Origin of the sequence: Chryseobacterium ginsengisoli, assembly GCF_039542325.1 — a bacterium.
In the GTDB taxonomy this organism is placed as follows: domain Bacteria; phylum Bacteroidota; class Bacteroidia; order Flavobacteriales; family Weeksellaceae; genus Chryseobacterium; species Chryseobacterium ginsengisoli.
On record NZ_BAABHX010000007.1, the window covers coordinates 163,919 to 190,602 of the forward strand.

Here is a 26,684-nt window from a genome sequence, read left to right on the forward strand (position 1 = left end):
TTAGTTGTAATCTTTAATTTTTTATAAAAGTATTAAAATAATATGGTTTGTTAAATTTATGAAAAAGACATTTTTACGAAATTAATGTCAAAAATCATTTCATTAAGACGTTTTATATTATTAAACACCTGAAAAATGTTCCCAAATTTACGGATTTTTAATATTTTTTATAGTCGAAATTATTTAGATTCTTTATAAATATGAATTTTATATTTTCTATTTTTGGTTGTATTTTTGCAAACAAATGATGATTATGAAAAATGTAGTTCAGTTTTTTTGTGTATTTATTTCGATTTTTGTTTTTTCTCAGACCAAATCTGTGAAGAAACCGATTGTTAAAACTATTTCTAAAACCACTGTTAAAAAAACTTTAACTTCTACAAAGAAAAATAACGATTTGCCTGTTCTTAATGAAGAGCTTCCTGTTTTAATTCCAAAAAAGAAAGACGGAAATTTTGGATATGTCAACCAGAAAGGAAAATTCATCATTCAGCCTGAATATCATATTGCTTTGTTTTTTTATGAAGACTGTAATCTTTTGAATTCACCAAATTTAAAATTAAGAAAATTCGGAAGTGCAGATTATGCGACAGTGGAAAAAGATGAGATATCTTACAGGGTAGATCAAAAAGGAAAACGAGTTTATCAGTTTAAGCAATCTGAGCTTGGGAAATGTGTTCATAAAGAATATGTTCAGCAATTGTTTCAGGCATATACGATGAATGGTTTTTACGGAATTATAGAAAAAGCTACATTTCAGAATCCTCAGGATTACAGGCAATTTAAAATCTATCCTCAATACGATTATTTATATATTTTAGAAGGAGATGATGTTTCAAATCCGATGATCATTGCCTCAAAAAATAATGTATTTGGAATTATAGATGTTAATAATAATGTGATCGTTCCTTTTGAATATGCGGATATCAAGAGAAATTTCAGTTGGAAAATGGGGAAAATGTTTGATGTTTCCAAAGACGGGAAGAACTATTACTATATTGATTCTAAGAACAAAACATATTAAATTGTTCGGCGTGTATATTTTTTGTAATTTCGCGGCTGAAATAAAGGGGTGCTGTAACAAGCTGAGATTATACCCAATGAACCTGGAACAGATAATGCTGTTTAGGGAAATTAAAAATGAGCAATAGGTAATGAGTAATGAGCAATTCTCAAATATTACTTATTACCGATTACTAATTACTCATCATAATCCGCCCCTTTTATTCATTAAATTTTAAAGATTTATAGAATGAAAGGATTATTTTTTTTAGGGCTTACCGTAGGCTCATTTGCTTTTTTGCAGGCACAAAATACCGATTCCTTAAAAATAAGGGAAATTGAAGCCGTTAATTTTACCAAAAGACTTCCTGTTGCTAAAGAAATCATTAATGTTGCCAAAGATCTTGACAGCAAAAATCTAGGACAGGATCTGCCTATTTTACTTAAAAACCAAACTTCTATTATCTCTACTTCTGATGCTGGAAATGGAGTTGGATATACAGGTTTTAGAATTCGTGGAGTTGCAGGAAGCGCAATCAATGTGATGATGAACGGAGTTCCGTATAATGATTCCGAAAGTCAGGGAACGTTTTTCGTGAATGTGCCGGATTTGACGAGTTCTGCATCACAAATCCTGATCCAAAGAGGTGTCGGAACTTCTAATAATGGATCTGCAGCATTCGGAGCGAGTATCAATGTACTTTCCAAAGATCCTGATGAGAAGTTTTATTTCAAAACGGATGACAGTTATGGTTCATTCGATACTTACAAATATTCTGCGGAAATCGGTTCGGGAAAATTCTGGGGAAACAGGCTTTCTGTGATGGGAAGATATACACACATCAATTCGGATGGATATATTGACAGAGCCTCATCCAGATTAGATTCTTACAATTTTACGGCTTTGTATGAAGAAGGGAATACGAGAATTCGTCTGATGGCTTTTGGCGGAAAAGAAAAAACCTACCAAGCTTGGAACGGAATCGACAAAGAAACTTGGGAAACCAATCCGAAATTTAATTATTCGGGAGCGATTTATGACGATGGCGGAAATATTTCAGGGTTTTATAACAATGAAACAGACAATTACAGACAAAACCATTATCAATTGCTTTGGGAACAGAAGTTCAGTGATAAATGGAATCTGGAAACAACTTTACATTATACAAAAGGAAAAGGATATTACGAAAATTATAAACAGGGAGATCCTTTTGCTAGATATAATCTGGCGGATGTAAATGGTGAAGAATATTCAGATTTTATCAGAAAAAAATGGCTGAATAACGATTTCTATGGCGTTGTTTCTACGCTTTACGGAAAATTTAATAATTTAGATTTAAATTTCGGAGCCGTTGCCAATCAATATTACGGAAGACATTACGGAAATGTAACCGGAGTTTTCTTCCCTGAAATTGATGAACACGAATATTACAGAAGCCGTTCTGTAAAAAATGAGGTTTCTGGATTTGCAAAAGCTTTGGTAAGAGTTCAAAACTTTGAATTCTTTGGAGATTTGCAATTGAGAAATGTAGATTACAACACAAAAATTATTACAGCAGGAGATGATGAAGGCGCAAACTTAGATAAAAACTGGTTGTTCTTCAATCCAAAAGTCGGAGCAAATTATAAAATCGGAAACGGGAAAGTTTTCGTTTCTTATGCACATGCACACCGTGAACCAAACAGAGATGATTTATTGGCGAATAATGATGTGAAAGCTGAAAAACTTCATGATTTTGAAGCGGGAATAGAAAAACAATTCGGAATTGTATCATTTACAGCGAATTTATATTATATGTATTACGTCAACCAATTGGTTTTAAATGGCGAACTGAACAATGTCGGAGCCTTTATCAGAACCAATTCCGGGAAAAGTTACAGAAGCGGAATTGAATTGGGAGCTTTGGCAAAACTTTCAAAACAATTTGAACTGACAGGAAATGTAAGTTTCAGTAACAACAGAAATTTAGATTTTAAAATCGAAAATGAAACGTCAACGAAAGATTTAGGTAATACGCAGATTTCTTTCTCGCCAAACATAATTGCAAACTTAGGTTTAAGATTCAATCCAACCAAAAATTTCCAGTTTGTAATACAGAATCAATATGTTGGGAAACAATATCTGGATAATACAGAAACTCAGGATTTGCAACTGAAAGATTATTTTTTAACGGATTTTAATGCTCAATATCAATTTAAAATCAAAAATAACGACATCGCTTTGAAATTATTAGTGAATAATATTTTCAACAAAAAGTATGTCAACAATGGAGCTGTTTATGACGGTTCGCCATACTATTTTTCTCAGGCTGGAACCAATTTTATGTTCGGAATCAGCTGGAAAATTCAATAATCAGACTATATTTCAACAAATTATAGTAAAAAGTAAAAGTTAGATTTTCAAGGTTGCTTCGGCAGCCTTTTTTTGTGTGATTTAATTTTTTGAAAATAATAATCAATATTCATCTTTTTATAGCAAAAATCTAAATTTTAAGAAATGAAAATAGCATTTTTAGCTTTCAAAATAAAGAAGTTCAAGCAATAACCAACTTGTACTGTTAATTTGAAAATCAATAAAATATAAAACTGTTTTAAACTCTTATTCATAAAAATAAATCTCTCAAAAAGTCATGAAAAAGTCATAAATTTGCCACCATAATGAATATTTCAGCTTACATTTTAGAATATTTGAAACAGTTTGGTACTGTCACAGTTCCGAATTTTGGGGTATTTTCTCTTGAGAATTCCAAGGCAATTATCAATTCCGAAAATGGGAGTATTCTTCCTCCTGCAAGCAAAATTGTTTATACGCCGGATTATGAAGTGCAATCTGAGGAATTGGCGACTTTCGTAGCGGGTCAGAAACAAATGACTTTGGAAGCTTCAAAAACAGATATGCAGATCCAGACAGATTTTTGGAAGAAAAAGTTGCAGGCAGATCAGACTTTGGAAATTCAGGGATTAGGAACTATTTTTATTGAAGATGGAGTGACTCATTTCAGAGGAAACAGGCTTCAGTCGGATCATCCTGATTTTTATGGATTGGAAGAGATCAGAATTTCAGACATCAACAACAAAGACCTGAAATCAAATGTTGCTGTAAATACGGAAAAAGATTATAAATTCAATAAATCTATTCTTTGGGCTTTCCTGATTATTATTCCTGTTTTGGGAATTCTATACGTTGCTTATACGCAACAGGAACTTCTTTTTGGTAAAAAATCCTTTGATAAAACAAATATTTCTGTTCAGACAAAAACGCACAGAATCGAAAAAGATACTGTGAAAGTACACAGCTACACTCCGGTTGCAGATTCTTTGAAGAAAGATTCAGTAGTACAGCAACCTATTCAACAACCTGTAGTACAAAAGGGAGTTAAAACGCCTGCAAAAACAAACAACACTAAGACTAAATGGCAAAAGTAAAAAAAGCTTCAGAATCTCTGACGGTGATGACTAATATTGTACTTCCAAATGATACCAATCAATTGAGAAACCTTTTTGGGGGCGAATTGTTGGCGAGAATGGACAGATGTGCTTCAATTTCTGCAACAAGACACTGTGAAAGAAGGGTAGTTACAGCTTCTGTAAATCATGTTTCATTTGATCATCCGATTCCTGAAGGTGGAATTGTAGTTATGGAATCTAAAGTTTCCAGAGCTTTCTCTACATCAATGGAAATTTATGTAGATGTTTGGTTGGATGATCCCATCAACCGCAAAAAAATTCAGACCAATAAAGGAATTTATACTTTTGTTGCGGTAGATGAATTCAACAGACCGATTCCAATTCCTGAAATGGAACCAGAAACCGAACTTGAAAAAGAAAGATTCGATGCAGCTTTGAGAAGAAAAGAATTATCATTAATCCTTTCGGGAAGAATGAAGCCTTCAGAATCAATCGAACTTAAAAAACTTTTTCAGGAAGAACCTAAATAATCTCTTTTAAAGAAAGTCCACAAAAAATTAATGTTATAATTAAAGATAGAACCGACAAAAATATTTGTCGGTTTTTTGTTGCGGTTTCAAATGATGATTCAAGATAGTTGTCGTCTTTTCTAAACATTTTTTGAGGGTAAAATGATATTAATCCAATAAAAATCAGGATAATTATGTTGACTCCGACATTCAGCCACAAAAATATCTTATTTCCAAATCCATCTGCTCCTTCTGCGGAATAGTGAATCGGAATGGTTTCCTGAACTGATGGAAATTTTATCATTAATAAAATGATGTAAGCAAAAAGTAATAAAACAGAAAAGCTAAAAATGATCTGATGCAATTTCATTTGAATCAAAAATTGAAAAATTCTATCCCGCAAAAGCTGTTTCTAAATCTTCGAATCTTACCTTTGCATAGCAAATATAAAGAATTATGTCTTCCATGAGAATATTATTACTCGATAAAAATCATCCTTTAATTACCGAACAGCTTTTAGCAAAAAACTTTATTCTAGAAGAAGATTTTACGTCTTCATATGATGAGGTTTGCGACAAAATTGAAAATTATGACGGAGTTATTATCAGAAGTAGAATTCCTTTGGATAAAAACTTTTTAGAGAAAGCAAAAAACCTGAAATTCATTGCAAGAGTAGGAGCGGGAATGGAAAATATTGATATTCCTGTTGCTGAAAAATTGGGAATTCAATTAATCAATTCTCCCGAAGGAAACAGAGATTCTGTAGCAGAACACGTTGTCGGAATGTTATTGATTTTAATGAACCGACTTTTCATCGCTTCTCAAGAGGTGAAGAACGGAATCTGGCTTCGCGAGGAAAACAGAGGTGACGAATTGCTTGGAAAAACAGTAGGGTTGATTGGTTACGGAAATATGGGAAAAGCCACAGCGAAAAGACTTTCAGGTTTTGGATGTAAAGTGATTTTTTATGATATTTTACCTGATCTTTCGGATGAAAATGCAACACAGGTTTCTTTGCAGGAATTAAAAGAAAAAGCTGAAGTTTTGAGTTTACATATTCCTTTGACAGATCTTACTTATTATTTGGTTGATGGACCTTTCATTTCTGATATGAAGAATGATTTCTACTTTGTAAATACAGCAAGAGGAAAAAACATTGAAACCAAGAGTTTAGTTGAAGCTTTAAAAGCCGGAAAAGTAAAAGGTGCCTGCCTTGATGTTTTAGAATATGAAAAGTCGTCTTTTGAAAATTTAGAAGTTGAGAATGAAGATTTAAAATATCTTTTAGAATCGGAAAAAGTAATTGTTACGCCACACATTGCCGGTTGGACTGTTCAAAGTAAGGAAAAACTGGCGCAAGTTATTGTTGATAAAATTGTAGCTCATTTTGCTTAATGAAATAAGATGCTTCGGTAAATTCAGCATGACAACACTATAATTAGCTGCTAAATTAAATGAGTTAGTATTAAAGATATCATGCTGAATTAGTCGAAACATCTATCTAAAAAGATTTCCATTTTCTTTTTTATGTTAAATAATTCATAATTTACCATCAATATTTACTATTTATTTTGAGTTTTATTAAATTGCCGCTCATTTCGAAACTCATGAAGATGCGTAATTTTGTACTTATTTTATCTGCCTTTTTATTCCTTTTTTCCTGCAAAAAAAAATCTGAAAATCAAGAAACTGTCGCTGAGAATACGACTAATCTTCCCAATTACGGAAATGTTGATTTAAGCAAAGTTTTCACAAAAGGAGATAGTCAGATTCCTGACAAAGCTTCGTTGACAAGATATATCGATCAGTATTACAAAAAAGTCTGGGAAGGAAGTGATCTGAGTGGAGGGATTCTAGTGGCAAAAGGTGACGATATTATTTACGAAAATTATCGAGGTTTTGCGAGAGAAGGAAATCAAAATAAAATTGATAAAAATACTCCGCTTCATGTAGCCTCAGTTTCAAAAACTTTGACGGCAATGGCAATGTTGAAATTGATTGAGACAGGAAAAGTTAAAATGGACGATCATTTAACACAGTATTTTCCGGGTTTTCCTTATCCGAATGTTACTGTCAAGACATTATTATCTCAAAGGAGCGGTCTTCCGAAATATGAATATTTCATCACGAAAATTCAACCGGCTCCTGCGGAACTTTCAAAAACTTTCATCACGAATCAGGATGTTTTAAATATGATCATTAAATATAAACCTGATCTGGCGAGAGATACCGATACAGGTTTCATGTATTGCAATACAAATTTTGCCATGTTGGCTTTGATTATCGAGAAAGTGACAAAAATACCTTTTCCTCAAGCGATGAAAGAAATGGTTTTTGATCCTTTAAAAATGAAAAATACCTACATTTTTCAGGAAAAAGATATTCCTACGGCTTCACAGTCTTTTTATTACGGAGGAAACAAATTGTATCCTTTAGATAGATTGGATTTGATCTACGGAGATAAAAATGTTTATACGACACCGAGAGATCTTTATAATTTTTCAAAGGCAATGTTTTCGAAAAATTTCTTGAAGCCTGAATTAATGGAGCAGGTTTTCACGCCTTACAGCAACGAAAAATTCGGGATGAATAATTACGGTCTTGGCTTTAGAATGAAAATCTTTGATAATGGTGAGAAATTAACGTATCACAACGGTTGGTGGCATGGAACAAACTCTGTTTTTGCCCATTTATTAAAGTCAAAAGTTACAATTATCGCGATAGGAAACAAATATTCAAACAGGGTTTATACAGCTTTGGCCTTGTCGGGATTATTTGAAGATTTTCCACCTCAGAAAGACAAACTTCACAGTATCATGAGCGATGATAAAGATACATTGAAAGGACATAGTGAAGTTTATGGAGAATAATGTTTATTTTTGCGTAAACATGTTCATGAAAAGACTTCTTTTATTATTCGTCATTGGTTTTCTTTTGCATTCTTGTGCAAGGGTTGGTTCGCCTATTGGTGGGACGAAAGATACATTGGCTCCGAAATTTTTAAGTTCAAATATTGATACAACAAGAATAAATGTTCCGAGGAATATCAAAGAATTGCGACTGGATTTTGACGAATATGTCACGTTGAAAGACATCAATAAAAATTTAAATATTTCTCCTCCGATTAAAAATATCAAGAGAATTATTCCTTCTACGATTGCTAATAAATTTGTTTTGATCCAGTGGACGGATACTTTGCAGGCAAATACTACGTATAATTTCAATTTCGGAAACGCAATTGCAGATAATAATGAATCTAATATTTTAAGATACTATAATTTTGCATTTTCTACGGGCGAAAAATTGGATGATCTTTATATCAGTGGAGATATCAGAGATGCATTATCAATTAAGAAAGCGAGCGAAAATAAATTTGTTGTCGGATTGTATCAGGTAAAAGATACCATCAATTATAAGCAAAAACCTTATTACATTACGAAAGTTGATGACGACGGTTATTATGAACTGAATTATTTGGCGCCCGGAAAATATAAAATCATTGCTTTTGAAGACGAAAACGGAAATTCAATATACGATCCAGGGAAAGAAAAAGTAGGTTTTCAAAAAGATCCTGTTGTTGTTGAAAAGTCTGTTTCGGGGTTAAATTTAAAATTATATCCTTCCAAAAAACCTGTGAAGTATCTTGAAATGAAGGAAACTCCGGGCGGTGTTTTGATGGCTTTTGAAGGAAAACCAATCGATGTAAAAGTTCAGCCGTTAAGTGAGAAAATTAAAGATTATAAAGTTACTCATGCTGTAAAATCTGATACGGTAAAAATTTGGTTCGATGCTGTAAAAAGTGATGTTGGACAAACGGCAACAGAGAATCTTAAATTCGGATATAATGCAGGTATTGGTAAAAAGGATTCATTGTATAATGCTTCACTTTTCTACAAGTATAATACGAAAAATGCGATGGATCTCAACAGTGATAATGGTGGCGGAATGCTTCCTCCAAAAGAAGATTTTAAAATCAGCTCGAATTATTATTTAGATAAAATTAATACGGATAAATGGCTTTTCAGAGTTGCGGGAGATACGATTAATACGATTCCTTTCACTGCAAAAATTTCTGAAACGAATCCTTATCAGATTATAGTGAAGTCTGATCTCGTGTCCGGGAAAAAATACCAGTTGACGGTTCCGAAAGAGACTGTGTCTTCTTTTTATGCTAAAAACTTTCAGTCAAAACGTTTTGATTTTGAGGTTGATAAAATTGAGAACTTCGGAAGTCTGAAATTTATTTTACAAAATGCTCCGACTACAAAGTATTGGATTCAATTATTAGATGCTTCAGATAAAGTTTTATTCCAAAAATATACTAAAGGAAGTGAAGTGAAATTTGATATTCTGAAACCTGCCGAATATATTGTAAGAATTTTGGTTGATAATAACGAAAATGGATATTGGGATGAAGCAGATTTCCAAAATGATATCTTTGCAGAAGATTCTTATATTTATTATAAAACTGCCGTTGTAAGACCTTTATGGGATAGCAATGAAAACTGGGATCTAAAAGACACAAGAGTTTTAGATACTTCAAAATTAAGTACTCCGAAACCAGATGCGAATGCTCAGCCGAAAGATGCTAAGAAAATGGATTTAAAAGGTAACAACTCATTGTTGACACCAACAACAAGGTAATAAAATGAAGACGTTTAAAAAAATACTTTTCTGGAGCTTACTGGGGTTTGCTTTAATACAGTTTATCGCGACAGATAAAGTGAATAAACCGATTGATCACAAAGTCAATTTTATTGAGGCTAAAAAGACGCCTGAAAAGATTGCCGGATTATTGAAAGGAGCGTGCTACGATTGCCATTCAAACGAAACGGTTTACCCGAAATACGCTTATATAGCTCCAATTTCATGGTCGGTGAAAAGTCATGTCAATGAAGGCAGAGAACATCTGAATTTCTCTATTTGGGATACTTACAACAAAGATCTGAAAGAAAGTATGCTGAGTGAAGTCATTGAAACCGTTCACAATAAAACGATGCCAATGCCTGGATATATTGTTTACCATAAAGAAGCAAATTTGTCTGATGCAGAAAGAACATTACTGACAAAATACTTCGAAGAAATGCTAAAATCAAAAACTTATTAGTTTAAATAAAAAATTCCCACAGATTTCATGAATTATACAGATTTAATTATCTGTCTTCCGTGAAATCTGTGGGAAAATATTTTTTTAGTCAGAAATTAAATATTCCTCAAATACTCTTCAAAAAACTTTTTCTGAGAATCAAAAGCGATATCTTCAAGATCCAGTTCCTTTAAAGGAATCCAGACTGCTTCTGAGATTTCAGACAGTTCCAGATTCACTTCAAATTTTTCCTGAACATTATATTCATAAAAAAGATCAATCGTATTATAATCAATCTCTTTGTATTGATAAACATTCGGAAGGCTTGTTAAGTATTTTAAATTTGAAATATCAACATCAAGCTGCAGTTCCTCAAAAAGTTCTCTTTTGCATGTTTCTTCCGCGCTTTCCTTCGGATCAACAAATCCTCCGGCAAGATCGAGTTTTCCTTTTTTTGGATCTCTGTTTCTCCTTGTAAGGTAAATTTCATCATTATGTCTGATAACTACGGCTACAGCTCCTGCAACGTTGTTGTATAATGTGAAATTACAGTTTGGGCAGCTCCATTTCTTTTCGCCGTCCCAGTTCAGAGATTCTTTGCCGCAGCTTGGGCAATATTTCAATATTTTCATTGAACAATATTAATATTTCTCGGGTGATAATTCAAGATTACATCTCGAAGTTCCTCCGTTTTCAGATGGGTATAGATTTCCGTTGTGGTAATGCTCGAATGACCAAGCATTTCCTGAATATAACGAAGATCTGCACCATTTTGCAACAAATGCGTAGCAAAAGAATGTCTGAAAGTGTGAGGAGAGATTTTCTTGCTTACTCCCGCTTTATCTGTTAATTCTTTTATAATTAAAAATACGATTACTCTGGACATCGATGTTCCTCGGCTATTTAAGAAAAGCGTATCCTCATATTTCTTATTAATTTTATTTTTAGCACGTGTTTCCTGAATATATCCTTCCAGCAATTCTGCGGTATAATCAGCCAAAGGAACGAATCGGGTTTTATTTCCTTTTCCGTTTACTTTGATGTACTGTTCTTTAAAATTAATGTTAGAAATTTTTAGATCGATAAGTTCCGAAACGCGGAGACCGCATCCGTAAAGTACTTCGATAATACATTGGTTTCTCTTTCCAAGATCAGAATTAATTTCGATTGCACTGATGATTTTATTAATATCAAGCAAGCTTAATGTGTCTGGTAAATACAGACCAAGTTTAGGACCTTCAAGCAAAGAAGCCGGATTATCTTCACGATATTCATCCTCCAATAAGAATTTGAAAAATGCTTTGATCGAAGATATCCATCTCGCCTGAGATCTCTCACTGAATTTTTGTTTGGAAAGATTGAAGATGTATTCCTGCAGGTTTTCATAGCCTATAATATCCGGACCGACGTTTTCCAGATCTTCTACTGCGTATTCTTTTAGTTTTTTAATGTCTCGAATATAGGCGTCGAGAGTGTTTTCTGAAAAGTTTCTTTCGAATCGAAGAAAGATTTCAAAATCCTTAATTTTTTCATCCCAAGTCATGTTGTTGTGTTATTTTTTTAGTTCACAGTCCGAAATTTGTTCTATTTCAATTTGATGGTTTCTTAAAAATGATATCCCGTCATCGTCCGAATATTCATTGATATACACTAGTCTTGAAATTCCCGCCTGCAGAATGAGCTTGCTGCATTCTTTGCACGGAGAAAGCGTTAAATATAACGTTGCGCCTTTTGCAGATTGCGTGGAAGCAGCTAATTTTAATATAGCATTCGCTTCTGCATGAAGCACATACCAGTGTGTTTTGCCTTCATTATCCTCGCAGCAGTTTTCAAACCCTGAAGGAGTACCATTATAACCATCTGAAATAATCATCCTATCTTTTACGATAAGAGCTCCTACTTGTTTTCGTTTACAGTAGGATAGTTTTGCCCATTCCTGAGCCATTTTTAGATAAGCTTTGTCAAACTTATTCATACAGCAGCATTGGTTTTTTCGAAATAATTTGTATTAAGGGTAAAAGGCTAGAAGTTCGGTTTTCTTTTTTCTAAAAAAGCTGAAACTCCTTCCTTTTTATCGTCTAGTTCAAAAAGCTCTCCGAAATATTTAATTTCAGTTTCAAAACCTTTATCCGTATCTGATAGGTTCACAGCATGAATTGCCTTAGAAATTGCCATTGGTGAATTGTGGGCAATAACGTTTGCTAATTCTTTTGTTTTGGTTAATAATTCTTCAATAGGAAATACCTCATTTACCAAGCCGATTTCCTTTGCTCTCTGAGCGGGAACCATTTTGGCAGAAAAGATGATTTCGTTGGCAATGCCTTTTCCTACAAGCTTCGGTAATCTCTGAGTTCCTCCATAACCTGGAATTAATCCTAAAGTTACTTCCGGAAGACCTAATCTGGCATTCTCCGATGCGTATCTGATATGGCATGCCATAGCAAGCTCAAGACCTCCACCCAATGCAAAACCGTTTACGGCTGCAATCACGGGTTTGGTCATGTTTTCAATTTTGTTGAATAAAGAGTTTTGTCCGTTTCTGGCAAGTTCTTCTGCCTTTTCCTGTCCAAAATCACTAAATTCTTTTATGTCCGCTCCTGCAACGAAAGATTTTTCTCCGCTACCCGTAAGAATAATTACTCTACAGGTTGCATCAGAATTCAATTCGTCCAAAGCTGAACTTATTTCGCTGATTGTTTTAGCATTTAATGCATTTAAACTTTCAGGTCTATTTATTGTAATAATAGAGATTTTATCTTCTTTATTTAATAATATATTTTCGTAACCCATTTTTCACTTTAAAATATTATTCCGTGCAAATTATGAATTTTTTACAAAAAAAAGGAAAAAATATTATTTTTTTTTCCTTCTGATTGAAATTATTGTTCAATATAATTATTTGGAATGGTTCATCATATTGGCATCAATAATTACATTAAGTTGAGTAGCCACTTTCATGCCAAGCTCAATATTAGCCCTGAAGAAATGGCAAAGCTGACGATTAATGATTTCATCTTTTTTCGGACCGGTAATTCCCTGCATGCTTACAATGATATTATTGACAAGGTTTTGTCTGTCTTCCACATTCATTGCTTTTGAATATAATAAGCCAGGCTGAGTATAATGATCGTCGTCGCTTTCATTTCTGTTATAGCTTGCAACATGAGCACTGTCTAATTCATATTCAAAGTTTTTATATGAAGAATCTGGTTTAATTTCATCGAAACTGTTCGGGTGATAATTCGGTTTATCCTGGTAATGACTTGAATCTGCCATAAATCCATCTCTCTGATAATTATTAACTTCAAAAGGACATCTGTTGACTTCCAATTGATGAGAATTTACGCCAACTCTATATCTGTGAGCGTCGGGATAAGAAAATAATCTTCCCTGAAGCATTTTGTCGGGTGAAAAACTGATTCCGTTGATTAAGTTACTTGGAGAAAAAGTCGATTGCTCAACATGTGCAAAATAATTGATGGGAACTTCATTCAGTTCCATTTCACCAACTTCAATGAGTGGAAAATCTCCTTGAAACCAGACTTTAGTAATATCAAAAGGATTCCATCTGAAATCTCTTGCCTGTTCTTCGGTCATTACCTGAATATACATTGTCCATTTCGGGAAATCTCCATTTTCAATAGCTTTACAAAGGTCTTCCTGCGCAAAATCAGGATTTTCACCCGCCATTTTTACAGCATCATCGTTCGTGAAATTTTTGATTCCTTGTTTTGTTTTAAAATGGAATTTTACCCAGACTCTTTCATTATTTTCATTAATCATTGAAAAAGTATGAGATCCGAAACCATGCATATGTCTGTAACCGTGAGGAGTTCCTCTGTCTGACATTAAAATTAAAACCTGATGTAAAGATTCAGGATTTAAGCTCCAAAAATCCCACATCATGGTGGCGCTTTTCAGATTTGTTTTCGGAACTCTTTTTTGTGTATGAATAAAATCGGGGAATTTTTTAGCATCCTTAATAAAGAAAACAGGCGTGTTGTTTCCTACTAAATCCCAATTTCCGTCTTCTGTATAAAATTTTAAAGCAAAACCTCTTGGGTCTCTTGCTGTATCTGCGCTTCCTTTTTCGCCTCCGACAGTAGAAAAGCGGGCAAACATTTTACATGAATTGCCAACTTTTGAAAATAATTTTGCTTTTGTATATTGACTGATGTCGTGTGTAACCGTAAAAGTTCCATAAGCTCCGCTTCCTTTAGCGTGAACAATTCTTTCTGGGATTCTTTCTCTTACAAAATGGGCAAGATTTTCCTGTAAAATGAAGTCCTGCAGCAAAACCGGACCTCTCGGACCTACTGTTTGTGAATCCTGATGTTCAAAATAGGGTGAGCCGTTACTTAATGTTAATTTTTTAGAATCCATAGACTTATGATTTGAATAGATGGTTTTAATGACAAACCAAGTTATATTGACGTATTAAAAATCAAATTTACTTCAATTTTTAATTATGGATAGCAAAAACATTTTATCTTTGTAATAGATAATATTAATCAAATGAACATTCAGCAACTGGAGTATCTTATCGCTGTAGATAAGTACAAACATTTTGGTAAGGCAGCTCAAGCGTGCTTCATTACGCAACCTACGTTAAGTGCAATGATACAAAAATTTGAGGATGAACTGGATGTAAAGGTTTTCGACAGAACAACTCACCCTATTCGTACTACAGATGTAGGACTTCAGATCATCGATCAGGCGAAGGTTATTATAGAATCTGTCAATGAACTAAAGAATAAAGCGAATCTTTTAAATAATATTTTAGGAGGAACTATTAATTTAGGAATCATTCCTACGGTTTCTTCTTTCATTCTCCCGACTGAGATCTTTAAATTTTTGGAAGACAATCCGAAAATCCAGATGAATGTAAAGGAAATGACAACCGATAATATTATCAAAGCTCTGAAAGCGGGAGAATTGGATGCCGGAATTATTTCCACACCTTATGATGCTGCGGATGAATTTTATCAGGATTTCTTGTTTAATGAGGAATTAATGATTTATAGTTCTAATACAGAGACTAATAAGAAAAATTCTTACGTAGTTCCTGAAGATCTTAATGTAGAAAAAGTTTGGTTGCTTGAAGAAGGAAACTGCCTGAGAAATCAATTTGAAAATATCTGCCATTTAAAGGAAAATACTTTGAAACCGAAGAACTTAGATTTCTTAGCTTCAAATATTCAGACTCTGGTTCATATGGTAGATAAAGTAGGAGGGATCAGTATTTTACCTGAACTTGCATTAAGTCAGCTTTCTGATGTGCAAAAGGACAATGTTTTCAGATTCAAAAAGCCTTTCCCTTACCGAGAGATCAGTATTATTTATTACAAACCGACATTTAAACAGAAAATTATTGATGAATTATCACATTCTATAAGAGCTTCATTAGAGCAAAAGCTTAATTATCATGAAAATCCGAAAGAATTCGTAAGCATAAAACCACAATAGTATTTTATGTTAAATGGTGATAAATCATTAATTTAAAGAAATTTATAATTAGTAAACAAAAGTTTTGAGTATTAAAAAAATAGTACTTAAATTTGCCAAAGTTTACGAACGAGGAAAAATTTGACCTGATTGCAACCTCTATAAAAATATGCTAAAACAGTATTCTTTTTTAGACCATAGACAATTATTCCTATTTTTCTTCGTATATTTTTAATCTAAAAAAACAAATAGAATAATATGTCTTATTTATTTACATCTGAATCAGTTTCAGAAGGACATCCGGATAAAATCGCCGATCAAATTTCCGATGCATTAATCGATCACTTTTTAGCATACGACAAAACTTCGAAAGTTGCTTGTGAAACCCTTGTTACAACAGGACAGGTTGTTTTGGCGGGTGAGGTGAAGTCTGATGCTTATCTTGATGTTCAGACGATTGCAAGAGAAGTAATCAACGGGATTGGATATACAAAAGGAGAGTATATGTTTAATGGTGATTCTTGTGGAGTTATTTCTGCAATTCATGAGCAGTCTCCGGATATCAATCAGGGTGTTGACAGAGCTGTAAATGATGAGTCTTTCGAAGCTAAAGCAAATGCACAGGGAGCTGGAGATCAAGGTATGATGTTTGGTTATGCAACCAACGAAACAGCGAATTATATGCCTCTTGCATTAGATTTGGCACATACTATTCTTAAAGAACTTTCTGCGCTTAGAAGAGAAGATTCTGAAATCAAATATCTTCGTCCAGATGCAAAATCTCAGGTTACAATCGAATATTCTGATGATCACAAACCAGTAAGAATCGATTCTATCGTAGTTTCTACTCAGCACGATGATTTCGGATCTGAAGAAGAAATGCTGAACAAAATCAGAGAAGATATCAAAAGTATTTTGATTCCTAGAGTTGTTGCTTTACAGTCTGAAGAGATTAAAGCGTTGTTTAATGATCAGATCAAATATCACATCAACCCTACCGGAAAATTTGTAATCGGTGGTCCTCACGGAGATACAGGTCTTACAGGAAGAAAGATCATTGTTGATACATACGGTGGAAAAGGAGCTCACGGTGGTGGTGCTTTCTCTGGAAAAGATCCTTCAAAAGTAGACAGAAGTGCAGCTTATGCAACAAGACATATCGCTAAAAACTTAGTAGCTGCAGGTGTTGCTGATGAAGTTTTGGTACAGGTTTCTTATGCAATTGGTGTTGCTGAGCCTTGTGGATTATATATCAATACTTACGGAACTGCAAAAGTTGATCTTCATGATGGAGATATTGCTAAAAAAGTTTCTACAATTTTCGATTTAAGACCTTATGCTATTGAGCAAAACTTAAAATTGAGAAACCCTATTTATCAGGATACAGCTTCTTACGGACATATGGGAAGAGAGCATTATGTTGCTGATAAGACTTTCAATAAAGGTCACAAGAATGAATTAACTCTTACGGGATTAGAATTCTTTACTTGGGAAAAACTAGACAAAGTAGACGAAATTAAAGCTTCTTTCGGAATTTAATTTTAGCCTTAACATAATAAATGACTGCTTTATCTTTCAGGTAAGGCAGTTTTTTTTAATTTTACATTTAAATACATAGAAAATGAAGCACGCCAGATTTGCAATTACAATCCTTTCCATATTTTTCCTTAGTACATTTGCGAAAGCACAATATACGATGCATAAAATGATAACCATTGGTTACACTTATCAAAACCAGAGTTTCGGAGAATTGGGAGGTAAATTGCTTTTCCTTAAAAATGATGATGTTATTTACAGATTGGGAGCTACAGCAATGATGGGTTCTGCGAATTCTAAATTTGCTATTATGCCGAAAGTTTCAGCTGATGTTTTGTTAAATTTTGAAAAAAATGTAGACTTTACACACTCTTATTATTTCCTAGTCGGAGCAGAAGGAACGAACAAATATGTAGCCCCAAAAGTTGGAGTTACGATTTTTGGGATCCTTGATGTAACCGGAGGATATGCTTTTCCTATAGGAAATAGCGGAATAAACGGCAAAGAGTTGAAGGGTGTAAATGTAAATTTTACACTAAATATCCCTACTGTGTTCATTCACGACATGTTTAAATGATTTTTTTTAAATTTTTCTTGTAAAAAATTAATAATTGCTTAACAGTTATTAAAAATTTATTATATTTACATCATAGAAAAATTGTATCCGCCTATAGATTATACTTTACTCTGAAGAATTGTTTTGTATTTACAGCTGAACCCAGATAAAATATCTGGAAAAAAGAATGTCAGCAAAAATATTTATTGAGAAGAAGTTATGAAATCAAAATCGGATAGTTTACTAATTTCCCTTTACCAGAAAGGAGACGAAGAGGCGTTGTCAACCCTTATTCATCGCCATCAGAGAGAACTGTTTACATTTATTTTTTACAAAATTAATGACGAAGATTTAGCAAATGATGTATTTCAGGATACATTCGTGAAAATCATTGTGATGCTAAAAGAAGGACGCTATAACGAAGAAGGAAAGTTCATTCTTTGGGCAAAAAGAATTGCTTATAATCTTATTATCGACCATTTCAGAGCAAAATCAAAAAATATTAAAGTTTCGGAAACTACTTTTGAAACCGACGAATATTCTATTTTTGATTTGTTGAGAGAACCTTCTGAAAATATTGAAGATCAGTTGGTGACCAACCAGATTCAGGAAGACCTTTTAAGAATGCTTCAATTTTTGCCAGAAAATCAGCAGGAAGTGATTAAATTGCGGTTTTTTGATGGTCTAAGCTTCAAAGAAATAGCCGATCATACCGAAATGAGTATCAATACAACATTGGGAAGAGTGCGTTATGCTTTGATCAACCTGAGAAAAATCATGGAAGAAAATAATATTGTCTTAACGAGATAGATAATAATTTCGGAAAATTCTCGTTTTAAGGAAAAACATTTAATCGCCTATGAGAAAAAATGATTCCTTAAAAGTGAAAGCTTTGAAACCTAAGAAACAAACAATTGAGTTTTTGCTCAATTTTTCGAAGAGTCTTGAGATTGTTAAAACCAAGAACAAGAATTATCCGATTTCCAAAAATTAAAATTATTAATTTTGTGCTGTATGAAAATTCAGCACATTTTTTTTGACCTCGACAATACGCTTTGGGATCACCGTAAGAACGCTTATCTTACCATTAAAAGTCTTTTTGAAAAAGAGGAAATTAATTTAAAATATAATATCGATTTTGAAGAATTCCATTCTGTTTATCATGAAATCAATGAAAGACTTTGGGAAGATATCCGCGACGGAATCATCGATAAGGAATATTTGAGGAAGCATCGTTTCTATGATACTTTTAATAATTTCGGAGTTGATGACGAAGAACTTTCGATGTATTTTGAAGAACATTTCTTAGATAAAATCCTTAATCATAATGAATTGGTGGAAGGCGCAGAATATATTTTGGAATATCTTAAAGCTAAAAATTATACTTTGCATATCATTTCCAACGGCTTCAAAGAAGTAACGGAAAGAAAATGTATTTTATCCGGAATCGACAAGTATTTTCAAACTATTACAAGCGCAGATTCTGTAGGCGTAAGAAAACCTCGTCCTGAGATTTTTGAGTATTCATTAAGTCTTTCTGATGCTATAAAAGAAAACAGCATTTTGATCGGTGACGATTGGATTGCAGATGTTATCGGAGCTAAGAATTTCGGAATGGATGTTATTTTCTTTGATGTTTTAAATGAAAATAGGGAAGAGGAAGGATTGAAAGTAATCAAACATCTTTTGCAGATTAAAGAATATCTGTAATTTGTTTTTTATAAACTAAAATATTAGGCGATGATGCGGGATGATCTCTAAAGATATATTGGTATTTAGAGTCTTCATAAACATCTTCAATAAAACGGTCTTTATAATTGTTTTTGACTTTATGAAATGATTGTACATCAATAAATTCTTTTAAGCTAAAAACTTTATCCTTGTACAAAACATCCTTAAAATAACGACTTACTTTGTCTGCATTTTTTAGATTTCTATTGATGAGAATTATAGTGTGTTTTAAAAATAATTCATTTTTATTCTTAAAAATTAAATCGTCCTTTACACTGACATATTGATTTTGCTGATTATATGAAATCAGAAAAAGAAAAATTATCAAAAAACTACTTTTCATTAAGGTAAAAATACAAAAATAAAAGCCTTTCAAATCGAAAGGCTTTCTTATGTTTAAAATTTAGAATTAAATTCCCAAACTCTCTCTCACTCTTTTAATTGTCTCTGTAGCGATTACTCTCGTTTTTCCAGCCCCTTCCTGAAGTTTTGCTTCCAGTTCATCAAGGTTGTTCATGTAATAAGAAAAAAGCTCTCTTTCTTTCTCGAATCTTACTAAAATCAAATCCAAAAGCTCTTTTTTAGCGTGACCGTAACCGAAGTTTCCAGCTAAATACTTTGCTCTCAATTCTTCTGTTTGTTCTGGAGTTGCAATTAATTGATAAATCGCAAACGTCTTATCTGTTTCCGGATCTTTTGGTTCTTCCAAAGATTTTGAGTCCGATTCAATGCTCATTACTTGTTTTTTCAATTCCTTTTCAGGTAAGAAAATATTGATGATGTTTCCTCTCGATTTAGACATTTTGTGTCCGTCAACTCCGGGAACATATTTTGTATTTTCCTGAAGTTCAGATTGAGGTAAAACAAAAACTTCACCCATCTGATTATTAAATCTTGAAGCTACATCACGGGCAATTTCCAAATGCTGAAGCTGGTCTTTTCCCACAGGAACGATTTCCGCATCATACAATAAAATATCTGCCGCCATCAAAATAGGATAAGTAAATAGACCTGCATTTACGTCCTGCAATCTGTCCGCTTTATCTTTAAAAGAATGCGCTAAAGTCAATCTCTGATAAGGAAAAAAACATGATAAATGCCAAGAAAGTTCACAGGTTTCAGGGATGTCGCTCTGTCTGTAAAAAAATGTTTTTTCGGTATCCAATCCACAAGCAAGCCAAGCCGCAGCAATCTCGTAGGTATTCTGTTTAAGTTCTTTCGCATCTTTTATCTGAGTAAGAGAATGAAGATTCGCGATGAATAAAAATGACTCATTTCCTTCCTGTTTCGATAATTCTATCGCAGGAATAATTGCACCCAACAAGTTTCCCAAGTGTGGTGTTCCGGTGGCTTGAATGCCGGTAAGAATTCTTGACATTGTTTAAAATTTATATTTAAAAATTAATGAATTGCAAATTTACGAGAATCAATTTAAAGTATAATAAAAGTTATACGATTGATTTTAAAGATTTAAATAATTATAATTGAAGCTAAGGAATCAAAACTTTATCCCCTCCAAATTTAGGTTTAACTCCTAAAATCAAATCCAGATATGCTTTTGCTTTAGCCAGATATTCTCTCATATTCGTTTTAAAACCTGCATATTTATTCACATCTTCTGCGTTGAAACCGTATGCTTCAATTCCGTTTTGTTTGGCTAAAAAGACGGCTCTTTCATTATGAAACTTTTGTGAAATAATAACCAGTTTGTTTTGTCCGAAAATTTCTTTAGCTCTTACAACGGAATCCAAAGTTCTGAATCCGGCAAAATCAAGGAAAATTTTGTCTTTAGGAATTCCGTGTTCCATTAATGCAAGCTGCATGTCTTCCGGTTCGTTATAATTTTTCTGACTGTTATCGCCGCTTACAATAATGTATTGAATTCTTCCGCTTTTATACAAATCTACCGTTGCCTGAATTCTGTTATAGAAATAAGCGTTGGGTTGTCCGTTACTTAAATTTTTACCTGTTCCAAGCAATAATGCAGTTTTTGTTTTGGGAACATCACCAATATTATAAGAAACATTGGTTTCGCTGTCTTTTTTAATACTGTAATTCGCCCAAGCGATAAAAATAATTCCTGCAACGAGAAGAAGCAGGAAAATTTTAAAAATGTTTTTAATTAATTTTTTCATCGTGTGTAATATTCTTTAAAATTCCAGACCGTTCGGGAAAGCTTTTTTTCTGAAAATCAATAATAAAGCTGCACCTACTGTAATCGCCGAATCTGCAACATTGAAAATATATTTAAAAAATTCAATATGTTTTCCTCCAATAATTGGAAAATCTTTAGGAACATTCCAGTCTACTAACGGAAAATGAAGCATATCAACTACGCAGCCTCTCATGAAAGTAGAATAACCGTGACCAAAAGATGTTATTTTTGAAATTCCGCCATATCCAATCCATCGATCGATACTTGGATCATAAACTGTTCCGCTGTCGAAAATCAAGCCATAAAACATTCCGTCGATCAAATTACCGATTGCTCCTGCAAAAATCATTGCCATTGGAATCAGAAGATAATTGGATTCGCCTTTTTGTAACCATTTTTTGAAAAGATAGATCATTCCTCCGATTAAAATTACTCTTACGATCACCAGAAAATATTTACCGATAACTCCACCAAAATGAAGTCCATAAGCCATTCCCGGATTTTCTACAAAAGTTAATTTAAACCCTGGAAGAACAGAAATACTGTCATCCAGATTGAAATGCGTTTTTACGTAAATTTTTGAAGCCTGATCAATTAATAAAATAAGAAAGGTTACAAATAATATCTTTTTCATTACAGGTTCGTCTTTGGTTTGTCTTTAAAGTTTTTCCCGGTATTTTCTTTTTTAGCAGGAGTTCGTGGCTCGAAAGTTTGAGTTTTTGCTCCTCTTGTATGAAATTTTTCGTAACGAATTCCCATATCTTTCATCACACTTTTCAGTGCGTTCAGCTCCATTTGATTCTTTGGGTGTACAATTAATGCCTCCATCTTTATTTTAATTTATTTTTTATTTTTTGGACAATTCGTCCAATCTTTTTCGGTCCCGCGCAGATAAATCATTGATACCGTTCTTGCCCATTTTACTTAAAAGCTCGTCAATCTCTTTTTCCCTGTCACGTTTATCAGAATTAAATTTATCATCCATCGTGTAATTTCGCTGGTTATCCGGAAAGAATCTGTTTTTGATCCAATCTCTGTTGAAAAATGCTAAAACAGCAATAACGATAATTCCTAAAATTAATAATTCGGTCATGGGTATACATTAAAAATTAGGTTTATAAAGTATTTCATGAAATACGATATAAACCCAAATTTATTTTTAACTAACCTTAGTGGTTATTTCTGCATATTTTTCGCTTCGATGCTTAATGTAGCATGAGGAACAGCCAACAATCTTTCCTTAGGAATCAGTTTTCCTGTCACTCTGCAAACTCCGTAAGTTTTATTTTCAATTCTTATAAGAGCATTTTTAAGATCACGTACGAATTTTTCCTGTCTTCCTGCTAAAATAGAATTCTGCTCTTTACTTAACGTTTCGGCACCTTCTTCAAATGCTTTGAAGGTAGGTGAAGTATCATCGGTTCCGTTATTCTGGTCATTGATAAAACTCTCTCTAATCAGCTGCAAATCCTTTTCAGCTTTTTCTATTTTGTCTTTAATGATAGCCTTAAACTCTTGTAAATCAGCATCACTGTATCTTACTCTTTCGTCTGACATTGTCTTTTCTCTTTTTTAATAAAATTATGAAATGGAATTTGAAAAACAATAACTATATGTTAATTTTTTTCAACATTTATCTTAAAATTAACCTCATCTATTTCGATTTCGTTAAAATTTGAGAGTGAAGATACAATTTCTATTTTATTTGACAAGACCTCCGATGAAATATATTCTTCATTTTTCTGAATATCATTCAGGAAAGGAGAGTTTTCTTCAAGGAAAATAGTAATCCTGTCTGTCAAATCGAAATCCTTCTCTTTTCGCAGGTTCTGAACTCTGTTGATGAATTCTCTTGCGATACCTTCAGATTTTAATTCCTCTGTTAGCGTCAAATCTAATGCCACAGTTGTTTTTCCATCAGAAGTTACTGTCCATCCCGGAATGTCTTTTGTAGAAATCTCCACATCATCAAGTGTAATTTCATATCCTTGGATATCTATTTTTCCTTCTTTTTCAAGTTGTGAAATCTGTGCTGCGTTAAAATTTGTAATCTCTCCTCCGACCGTTTTCATGTCTTTTCCTAATTTAGAACCAAGTGCTTTGAAATTCGGTTTTATCTGTTTTACAATTAAATGCGAAGCTTCTTCCGCGTTGATTAATTGAATTTCTTTAACGTTTACCTCTTGTTTAATTAATTCTGCAACCGACGAAATTTGCTCTTCAGTTTTCTTGTCTAAAACAGGAATTAATACTCTTTGAAGTGGTTGTCTTACTTTTAAACTTTCTGCACGTCTGATTGATAATACCAAACTTGTGATTGTTTGTGCCAAGTGCGTTTTTTCCACCAGATCCTGATCTATCAAACTTTCATCAGCAACAGGGAAGTCCGTCAAGTGGATAGATTCAGCATTTTCTTTTCCTGTCACTTTATTTAAATCTTGATACAACTGATCCATAAAGAACGGAGCGATTGGAGCGGATAATTTGGCAACAGTTTCAAGACATGTATATAAAGTCTGATAAGCAGAAATTTTATCATCTGAATAATCTCCTTTCCAGAAACGTCTTCTGCATAATCTTACGTACCAGTTACTTAAGTTATCGTTTACGAACCTATTGATCGCTCTTGCAACTCTTGTCGGTTCGTAATCTTCGTAAAATGCTTTTACTTCTTTAATTAATAAATTTAATTCAGATAAAATCCATCTGTCGATTTCCGGACGGTTTTCAACTTCTTTTTCAGAATAATTGAATCCATCAACATTCGCATATAAGGAGAAGAATGAATAGGTATTGTAAAGTGTTCCGAAGAACTTTCTTCTTACTTCGTCAATTCCTTCGATATCAAATTTCAGATTTTCCCAAGGATTTGCATTTGAAATCATGTACCAACGTGTTGCATCCGGTCCGTAAACCGCTAAAGTTTCAAACGGATCAACTGCATTTCCTTTGGATTTTGACATTTTCACACCGTTTTTGTCCAAAACAAGTCCGTTACTCATTACATTTTTATAAGCAACTGAATCAAAAACCGATGTCCCGATCGCATGAAGTGTGTAAAACCAACCGCGAGTCTGGTCAACTCCTTCCGCAATGAAGTCTGCAGGGAATGCTTTATTATTGTCGATTAATTCTTTATTCTCAAAAGGATAATGCAACTGTGCATAAGGCATCGAACCTGAATCGAACCAAACGTCTATCAAGTCGCTCTCACGGTTCATCGCTTTTCCTGATTCTGAAACCAAAACAATTTTGTCAACGATGTTTTTATGTAGATCAACCAAAGAATAATTCTGCTCAGACATATTTCCGATCACAAAACCTTTGAAAGGATTTTCTTTCATGAATCCTGCTGCAACAGATTTTTCGATTTCATTATACAATTCCTCAACAGAACCGATGATGATTTCTTCCTTCAAATCTTCTGTTCTCCAGATCGGCAACGGAATTCCCCAATATCTTGAACGGGAAAGATTCCAGTCGTTTACATTTTCAATCCAGTTGGCAAAACGTCCTTCTCCTGTTGATTTTGGTTTCCAATTGATTTCTTTGTTTAAATCTACCAATCGGTCCTTTACAGCAGTCATTTTTACAAACCATGAATCCAGAGGATAATATAGTACAGGCTTATCCGTTCTCCAACAGTGTGGATAACTGTGAACATATTTCTCTACTTTGAAGGCTTTATTTTCTGTTTTTAATAAAATTGCCAGTTCTACATCCCAAGATTTTTCAGGTGCAGTGCCTTCATCATAATATTCGTTCTTGATATATTTTCCCGAGAATAATTCCGGAACATTTTCGCCTGTGATGAATTTCCCCTGAAGATCTACCAGTGGAACCAAATTGTCACTTTCATCCTTTACTAACATTGGCGGGATCTCAGGCTGAGCCATTTTAGCCACTCTCGCATCATCAGCACCAAATGTAGGAGCTGTATGTACGATACCTGTACCATCTTCTGTCGTAACGAAATCACCTAAGATTACTCTGAAAGCGTTTTCAGGATTGTCATTTGGTGTAAACCAAGGGACTAATTGTTCGTATCTTGTATCAACAAGTTTTTCTCCTGTAAATTCTTTTATAATTCTGAATGGAATTACTTTGGCTTCCGGAGTATAGTTGGCAAAATCTTCATCTGTACCTTCGGTATATTTCTTGCCGAATACTTTAGGTAAAAGAACACGGGATAATACAACAGCTATCGGTTCAAATGTATATTGGTTGAATGTTTTAACCAAAACATATTCAATATCTCTACCTACTGTAAGAGCCGTGTTGGATGGCAAAGTCCATGGAGTCGTCGTCCATGCAAGGATGTGTACATCTCCATCAACATCATTGAATAAAGCAGATGAATCTTTTTTAACTTTAAACTGAGCTACAACCGTTGTGTCAGAAACATCGTGATAAGTTCCGGGCATATTTAATTCAGCAGAAGAAAGTCCTGTTCCTGCTTTTGGAGAATATGGCTGAATGGTGTAACCTTTGTACAGCAAATCTTTGTTGTACAGTTGCTTCAATAACCACCAAACCGTCTCCATGTATTTTGACTTATACGTGATGTACGGATCTTCAAGGTCAACCCAATATCCGATTTTCTCGGTAAGGTTATTCCAAACATCTGTATAACGCATTACCGCTTCACGACACGCTTTGTTGTAATCTTCAATAGAAATTTTTTTGCCAATATCTTCTTTAGTGATTCCTAATTCTTTTTCTACGCCTAGCTCCACAGGAAGTCCGTGTGTATCCCAACCCGCTTTACGGAAAACTTGTTTCCCGTTTTGGGTTTGATAACGACAGAAAATATCCTTTAATGCTCTAGCCATAACGTGGTGAATTCCAGGCATACCGTTTGCTGAAGGCGGACCTTCATAAAAAACAAACTCAGGTTGCCCCTCACGAATCTCAACACTCTTATTGAAAGTTTTGTTCTGTTTCCAGAATTCCGCTACATTCTCTGCTACGTCAATAAGGTTGAGGTTTTTGTATTCTTTAAATTGGCTCATTGTAATATATCAATATCGATGATTAATTAAGTTGGCAAATTTACTAAAATTTGTCGGTTTATAATATATGTTTTATTTTGATATTTCCAATTAAAAAGTTCTGTTTCAGAAATATAAATGTTGGGATTAATTTTTTGTGAATTGTGGATGATGAAATGTGAGATTTTTGAATCATTTTCTTTCCACAGATTTGCACAAATTTTCACAGATGATTGCGCATATTTTAAACATGGATACAATTAAT

Annotated in this window: 27 protein-coding genes; 13 read left to right on the forward strand and 14 right to left on the reverse strand. The window is 33.6% G+C overall.

The annotated features are described in order from the left end of the window. Positions 1 to 253 precede the first annotated feature (253 nt). The 4 genes from ABD940_RS18730 to ABD940_RS18745 all read left to right on the forward strand — a co-directional run bounded on the left by ABD940_RS18730 (position 254) and on the right by ABD940_RS18745 (position 4,940). Positions 254 to 1,024 carry a WG repeat-containing protein gene (locus tag ABD940_RS18730; protein WP_345207335.1) on the forward strand — a complete coding sequence of 257 codons (771 nt, stop codon included), beginning with the start codon at positions 254 to 256 and terminating at the stop codon, positions 1,022 to 1,024. Positions 1,025 to 1,252: 228 nt separating this feature from the next. After that, positions 1,253 to 3,355 (forward strand): TonB-dependent receptor, encoded by a 2,103-nt coding sequence (locus ABD940_RS18735; RefSeq protein WP_345207337.1) that lies wholly within the window; start codon positions 1,253 to 1,255, stop codon positions 3,353 to 3,355. Between the two features lie 305 nt (positions 3,356 to 3,660). Then, a complete protein-coding gene (locus ABD940_RS18740; RefSeq protein ID WP_345207339.1) occupies positions 3,661 to 4,428 on the forward strand; it encodes a hypothetical protein in 768 nt (255 codons plus the stop codon). Then, positions 4,416 to 4,940 carry an acyl-CoA thioesterase gene (locus ABD940_RS18745; protein WP_345207341.1) on the forward strand — a complete coding sequence of 175 codons (525 nt, stop codon included), beginning with the start codon at positions 4,416 to 4,418 and terminating at the stop codon, positions 4,938 to 4,940. The genes ABD940_RS18740 and ABD940_RS18745 overlap by 13 nt, the downstream gene beginning before the upstream one ends. Here ABD940_RS18745 and ABD940_RS18750 read toward each other — a convergent pair. Next, positions 4,933 to 5,289: a DUF1648 domain-containing protein gene (locus tag ABD940_RS18750; RefSeq protein ID WP_345207344.1), complete on the reverse strand. Its 357-nt coding sequence runs from the start codon at positions 5,287 to 5,289 to the stop codon at positions 4,933 to 4,935. The two genes, ABD940_RS18745 and ABD940_RS18750, sit on opposite strands and share 8 nt — an antisense overlap. Before the next feature lie 95 nt (positions 5,290 to 5,384). On the opposite strand from ABD940_RS18750, the gene ABD940_RS18755 reads away from it, so the two are divergent. The 4 genes from ABD940_RS18755 (at position 5,385) to ABD940_RS18770 (ending at position 10,026) form a co-directional block, all read left to right on the forward strand. Then, entirely contained in the window at positions 5,385 to 6,314 is a 930-nt protein-coding gene (locus ABD940_RS18755) for a 2-hydroxyacid dehydrogenase (RefSeq protein ID WP_345207346.1), read from the forward strand. Between the two features lie 212 nt (positions 6,315 to 6,526). Next, positions 6,527 to 7,789, forward strand: a complete 1,263-nt coding sequence (locus tag ABD940_RS18760; protein ID WP_345207348.1) for a serine hydrolase domain-containing protein — start codon at positions 6,527 to 6,529, stop codon at positions 7,787 to 7,789. A gap of 25 nt (positions 7,790 to 7,814) precedes the next feature. Continuing rightward, positions 7,815 to 9,563 (forward strand): Ig-like domain-containing domain, encoded by a 1,749-nt coding sequence (locus ABD940_RS18765; RefSeq protein ID WP_345207350.1) that lies wholly within the window; start codon positions 7,815 to 7,817, stop codon positions 9,561 to 9,563. Positions 9,564 to 9,567: 4 nt separating this feature from the next. Beyond that, positions 9,568 to 10,026, forward strand: coding sequence for a heme-binding domain-containing protein (locus ABD940_RS18770; protein ID WP_345207352.1), 459 nt, complete (start codon positions 9,568 to 9,570; stop codon positions 10,024 to 10,026). 95 nt (positions 10,027 to 10,121) lie between these two features. Here the strand turns inward: ABD940_RS18770 and ABD940_RS18775 are convergent, their stop codons facing one another. The 5 genes from ABD940_RS18775 to ABD940_RS18795 all read right to left on the reverse strand — a co-directional run bounded on the left by ABD940_RS18775 (position 10,122) and on the right by ABD940_RS18795 (position 14,388). Beyond that, positions 10,122 to 10,637, reverse strand: a complete 516-nt coding sequence (locus tag ABD940_RS18775; RefSeq protein WP_345207354.1) for an NUDIX hydrolase — start codon at positions 10,635 to 10,637, stop codon at positions 10,122 to 10,124. Beyond that, positions 10,634 to 11,548, reverse strand: coding sequence for a site-specific tyrosine recombinase XerD (gene xerD, locus ABD940_RS18780; RefSeq protein WP_345207357.1), 915 nt, complete (start codon positions 11,546 to 11,548; stop codon positions 10,634 to 10,636). The genes ABD940_RS18775 and xerD overlap by 4 nt, the downstream gene beginning before the upstream one ends. 9 nt (positions 11,549 to 11,557) lie before the next feature. Then, positions 11,558 to 11,980: a deoxycytidylate deaminase gene (locus ABD940_RS18785; RefSeq protein WP_345207359.1), complete on the reverse strand. Its 423-nt coding sequence runs from the start codon at positions 11,978 to 11,980 to the stop codon at positions 11,558 to 11,560. A gap of 47 nt (positions 11,981 to 12,027) precedes the next feature. Further along, the gene (locus ABD940_RS18790) at positions 12,028 to 12,795 is read right to left on the reverse strand and encodes an enoyl-CoA hydratase/isomerase family protein (RefSeq protein WP_345207361.1); all 768 of its coding nucleotides are present in this window, start codon (positions 12,793 to 12,795) and stop codon (positions 12,028 to 12,030) included. 105 nt (positions 12,796 to 12,900) lie between these two features. Next, entirely contained in the window at positions 12,901 to 14,388 is a 1,488-nt protein-coding gene (locus ABD940_RS18795; RefSeq protein ID WP_345207363.1) for a catalase, read from the reverse strand. Positions 14,389 to 14,520: 132 nt separating this feature from the next. Between ABD940_RS18795 and ABD940_RS18800 the strand changes: the two genes are divergently transcribed. The 5 genes from ABD940_RS18800 to ABD940_RS18820 all read left to right on the forward strand — a co-directional run bounded on the left by ABD940_RS18800 (position 14,521) and on the right by ABD940_RS18820 (position 19,252). Then, positions 14,521 to 15,471 (forward strand): LysR substrate-binding domain-containing protein, encoded by a 951-nt coding sequence (locus ABD940_RS18800; protein ID WP_345207365.1) that lies wholly within the window; start codon positions 14,521 to 14,523, stop codon positions 15,469 to 15,471. A gap of 237 nt (positions 15,472 to 15,708) precedes the next feature. Continuing rightward, positions 15,709 to 16,989: a methionine adenosyltransferase gene (metK, locus tag ABD940_RS18805; RefSeq protein ID WP_345207367.1), complete on the forward strand. Its 1,281-nt coding sequence runs from the start codon at positions 15,709 to 15,711 to the stop codon at positions 16,987 to 16,989. Between the two features lie 82 nt (positions 16,990 to 17,071). Next, entirely contained in the window at positions 17,072 to 17,563 is a 492-nt protein-coding gene (locus ABD940_RS18810) for a hypothetical protein (protein ID WP_345207369.1), read from the forward strand. 198 nt (positions 17,564 to 17,761) lie between these two features. Then, positions 17,762 to 18,352, forward strand: coding sequence for an RNA polymerase sigma factor (locus ABD940_RS18815; RefSeq protein ID WP_345207371.1), 591 nt, complete (start codon positions 17,762 to 17,764; stop codon positions 18,350 to 18,352). A 204-nt stretch (positions 18,353 to 18,556) separates the two neighbouring features. Further along, positions 18,557 to 19,252, forward strand: a complete 696-nt coding sequence (locus ABD940_RS18820) for a YjjG family noncanonical pyrimidine nucleotidase (protein ID WP_345207373.1) — start codon at positions 18,557 to 18,559, stop codon at positions 19,250 to 19,252. Here ABD940_RS18820 and ABD940_RS18825 read toward each other — a convergent pair. The 8 genes from ABD940_RS18825 to ileS form a co-directional block, all read right to left on the reverse strand. Beyond that, positions 19,236 to 19,601 carry a hypothetical protein gene (locus ABD940_RS18825; protein ID WP_345207375.1) on the reverse strand — a complete coding sequence of 122 codons (366 nt, stop codon included), beginning with the start codon at positions 19,599 to 19,601 and terminating at the stop codon, positions 19,236 to 19,238. The two genes, ABD940_RS18820 and ABD940_RS18825, sit on opposite strands and share 17 nt — an antisense overlap. 81 nt (positions 19,602 to 19,682) lie before the next feature. Then, on the reverse strand, positions 19,683 to 20,651 hold the full coding sequence (trpS, locus tag ABD940_RS18830) for a tryptophan--tRNA ligase (RefSeq protein WP_345207377.1): 969 nt from the start codon (positions 20,649 to 20,651) through the stop codon (positions 19,683 to 19,685). Between the two features lie 112 nt (positions 20,652 to 20,763). Continuing rightward, positions 20,764 to 21,408 (reverse strand): SanA/YdcF family protein, encoded by a 645-nt coding sequence (locus ABD940_RS18835; protein WP_345207379.1) that lies wholly within the window; start codon positions 21,406 to 21,408, stop codon positions 20,764 to 20,766. Positions 21,409 to 21,423: 15 nt separating this feature from the next. Further along, positions 21,424 to 22,062, reverse strand: coding sequence for a lipoprotein signal peptidase (locus ABD940_RS18840; RefSeq protein WP_345207381.1), 639 nt, complete (start codon positions 22,060 to 22,062; stop codon positions 21,424 to 21,426). Continuing rightward, a complete protein-coding gene (locus tag ABD940_RS18845) occupies positions 22,062 to 22,256 on the reverse strand; it encodes a DUF2683 family protein (RefSeq protein WP_047398649.1) in 195 nt (64 codons plus the stop codon). Before ABD940_RS18845 ends, ABD940_RS18840 begins: the two co-directional genes overlap by 1 nt. Positions 22,257 to 22,275: 19 nt before the next feature. Further along, positions 22,276 to 22,521, reverse strand: a complete 246-nt coding sequence (locus ABD940_RS18850) for a DUF6576 domain-containing protein (protein ID WP_345207383.1) — start codon at positions 22,519 to 22,521, stop codon at positions 22,276 to 22,278. An 83-nt stretch (positions 22,522 to 22,604) separates the two neighbouring features. Then, the gene (locus ABD940_RS18855; protein ID WP_027373061.1) at positions 22,605 to 22,985 is read right to left on the reverse strand and encodes a TraR/DksA family transcriptional regulator; all 381 of its coding nucleotides are present in this window, start codon (positions 22,983 to 22,985) and stop codon (positions 22,605 to 22,607) included. 59 nt (positions 22,986 to 23,044) lie between these two features. Then, positions 23,045 to 26,440 carry an isoleucine--tRNA ligase gene (gene ileS, locus ABD940_RS18860; RefSeq protein ID WP_345207387.1) on the reverse strand — a complete coding sequence of 1,132 codons (3,396 nt, stop codon included), beginning with the start codon at positions 26,438 to 26,440 and terminating at the stop codon, positions 23,045 to 23,047. Positions 26,441 to 26,684: the final 244 nt, after the last annotated feature.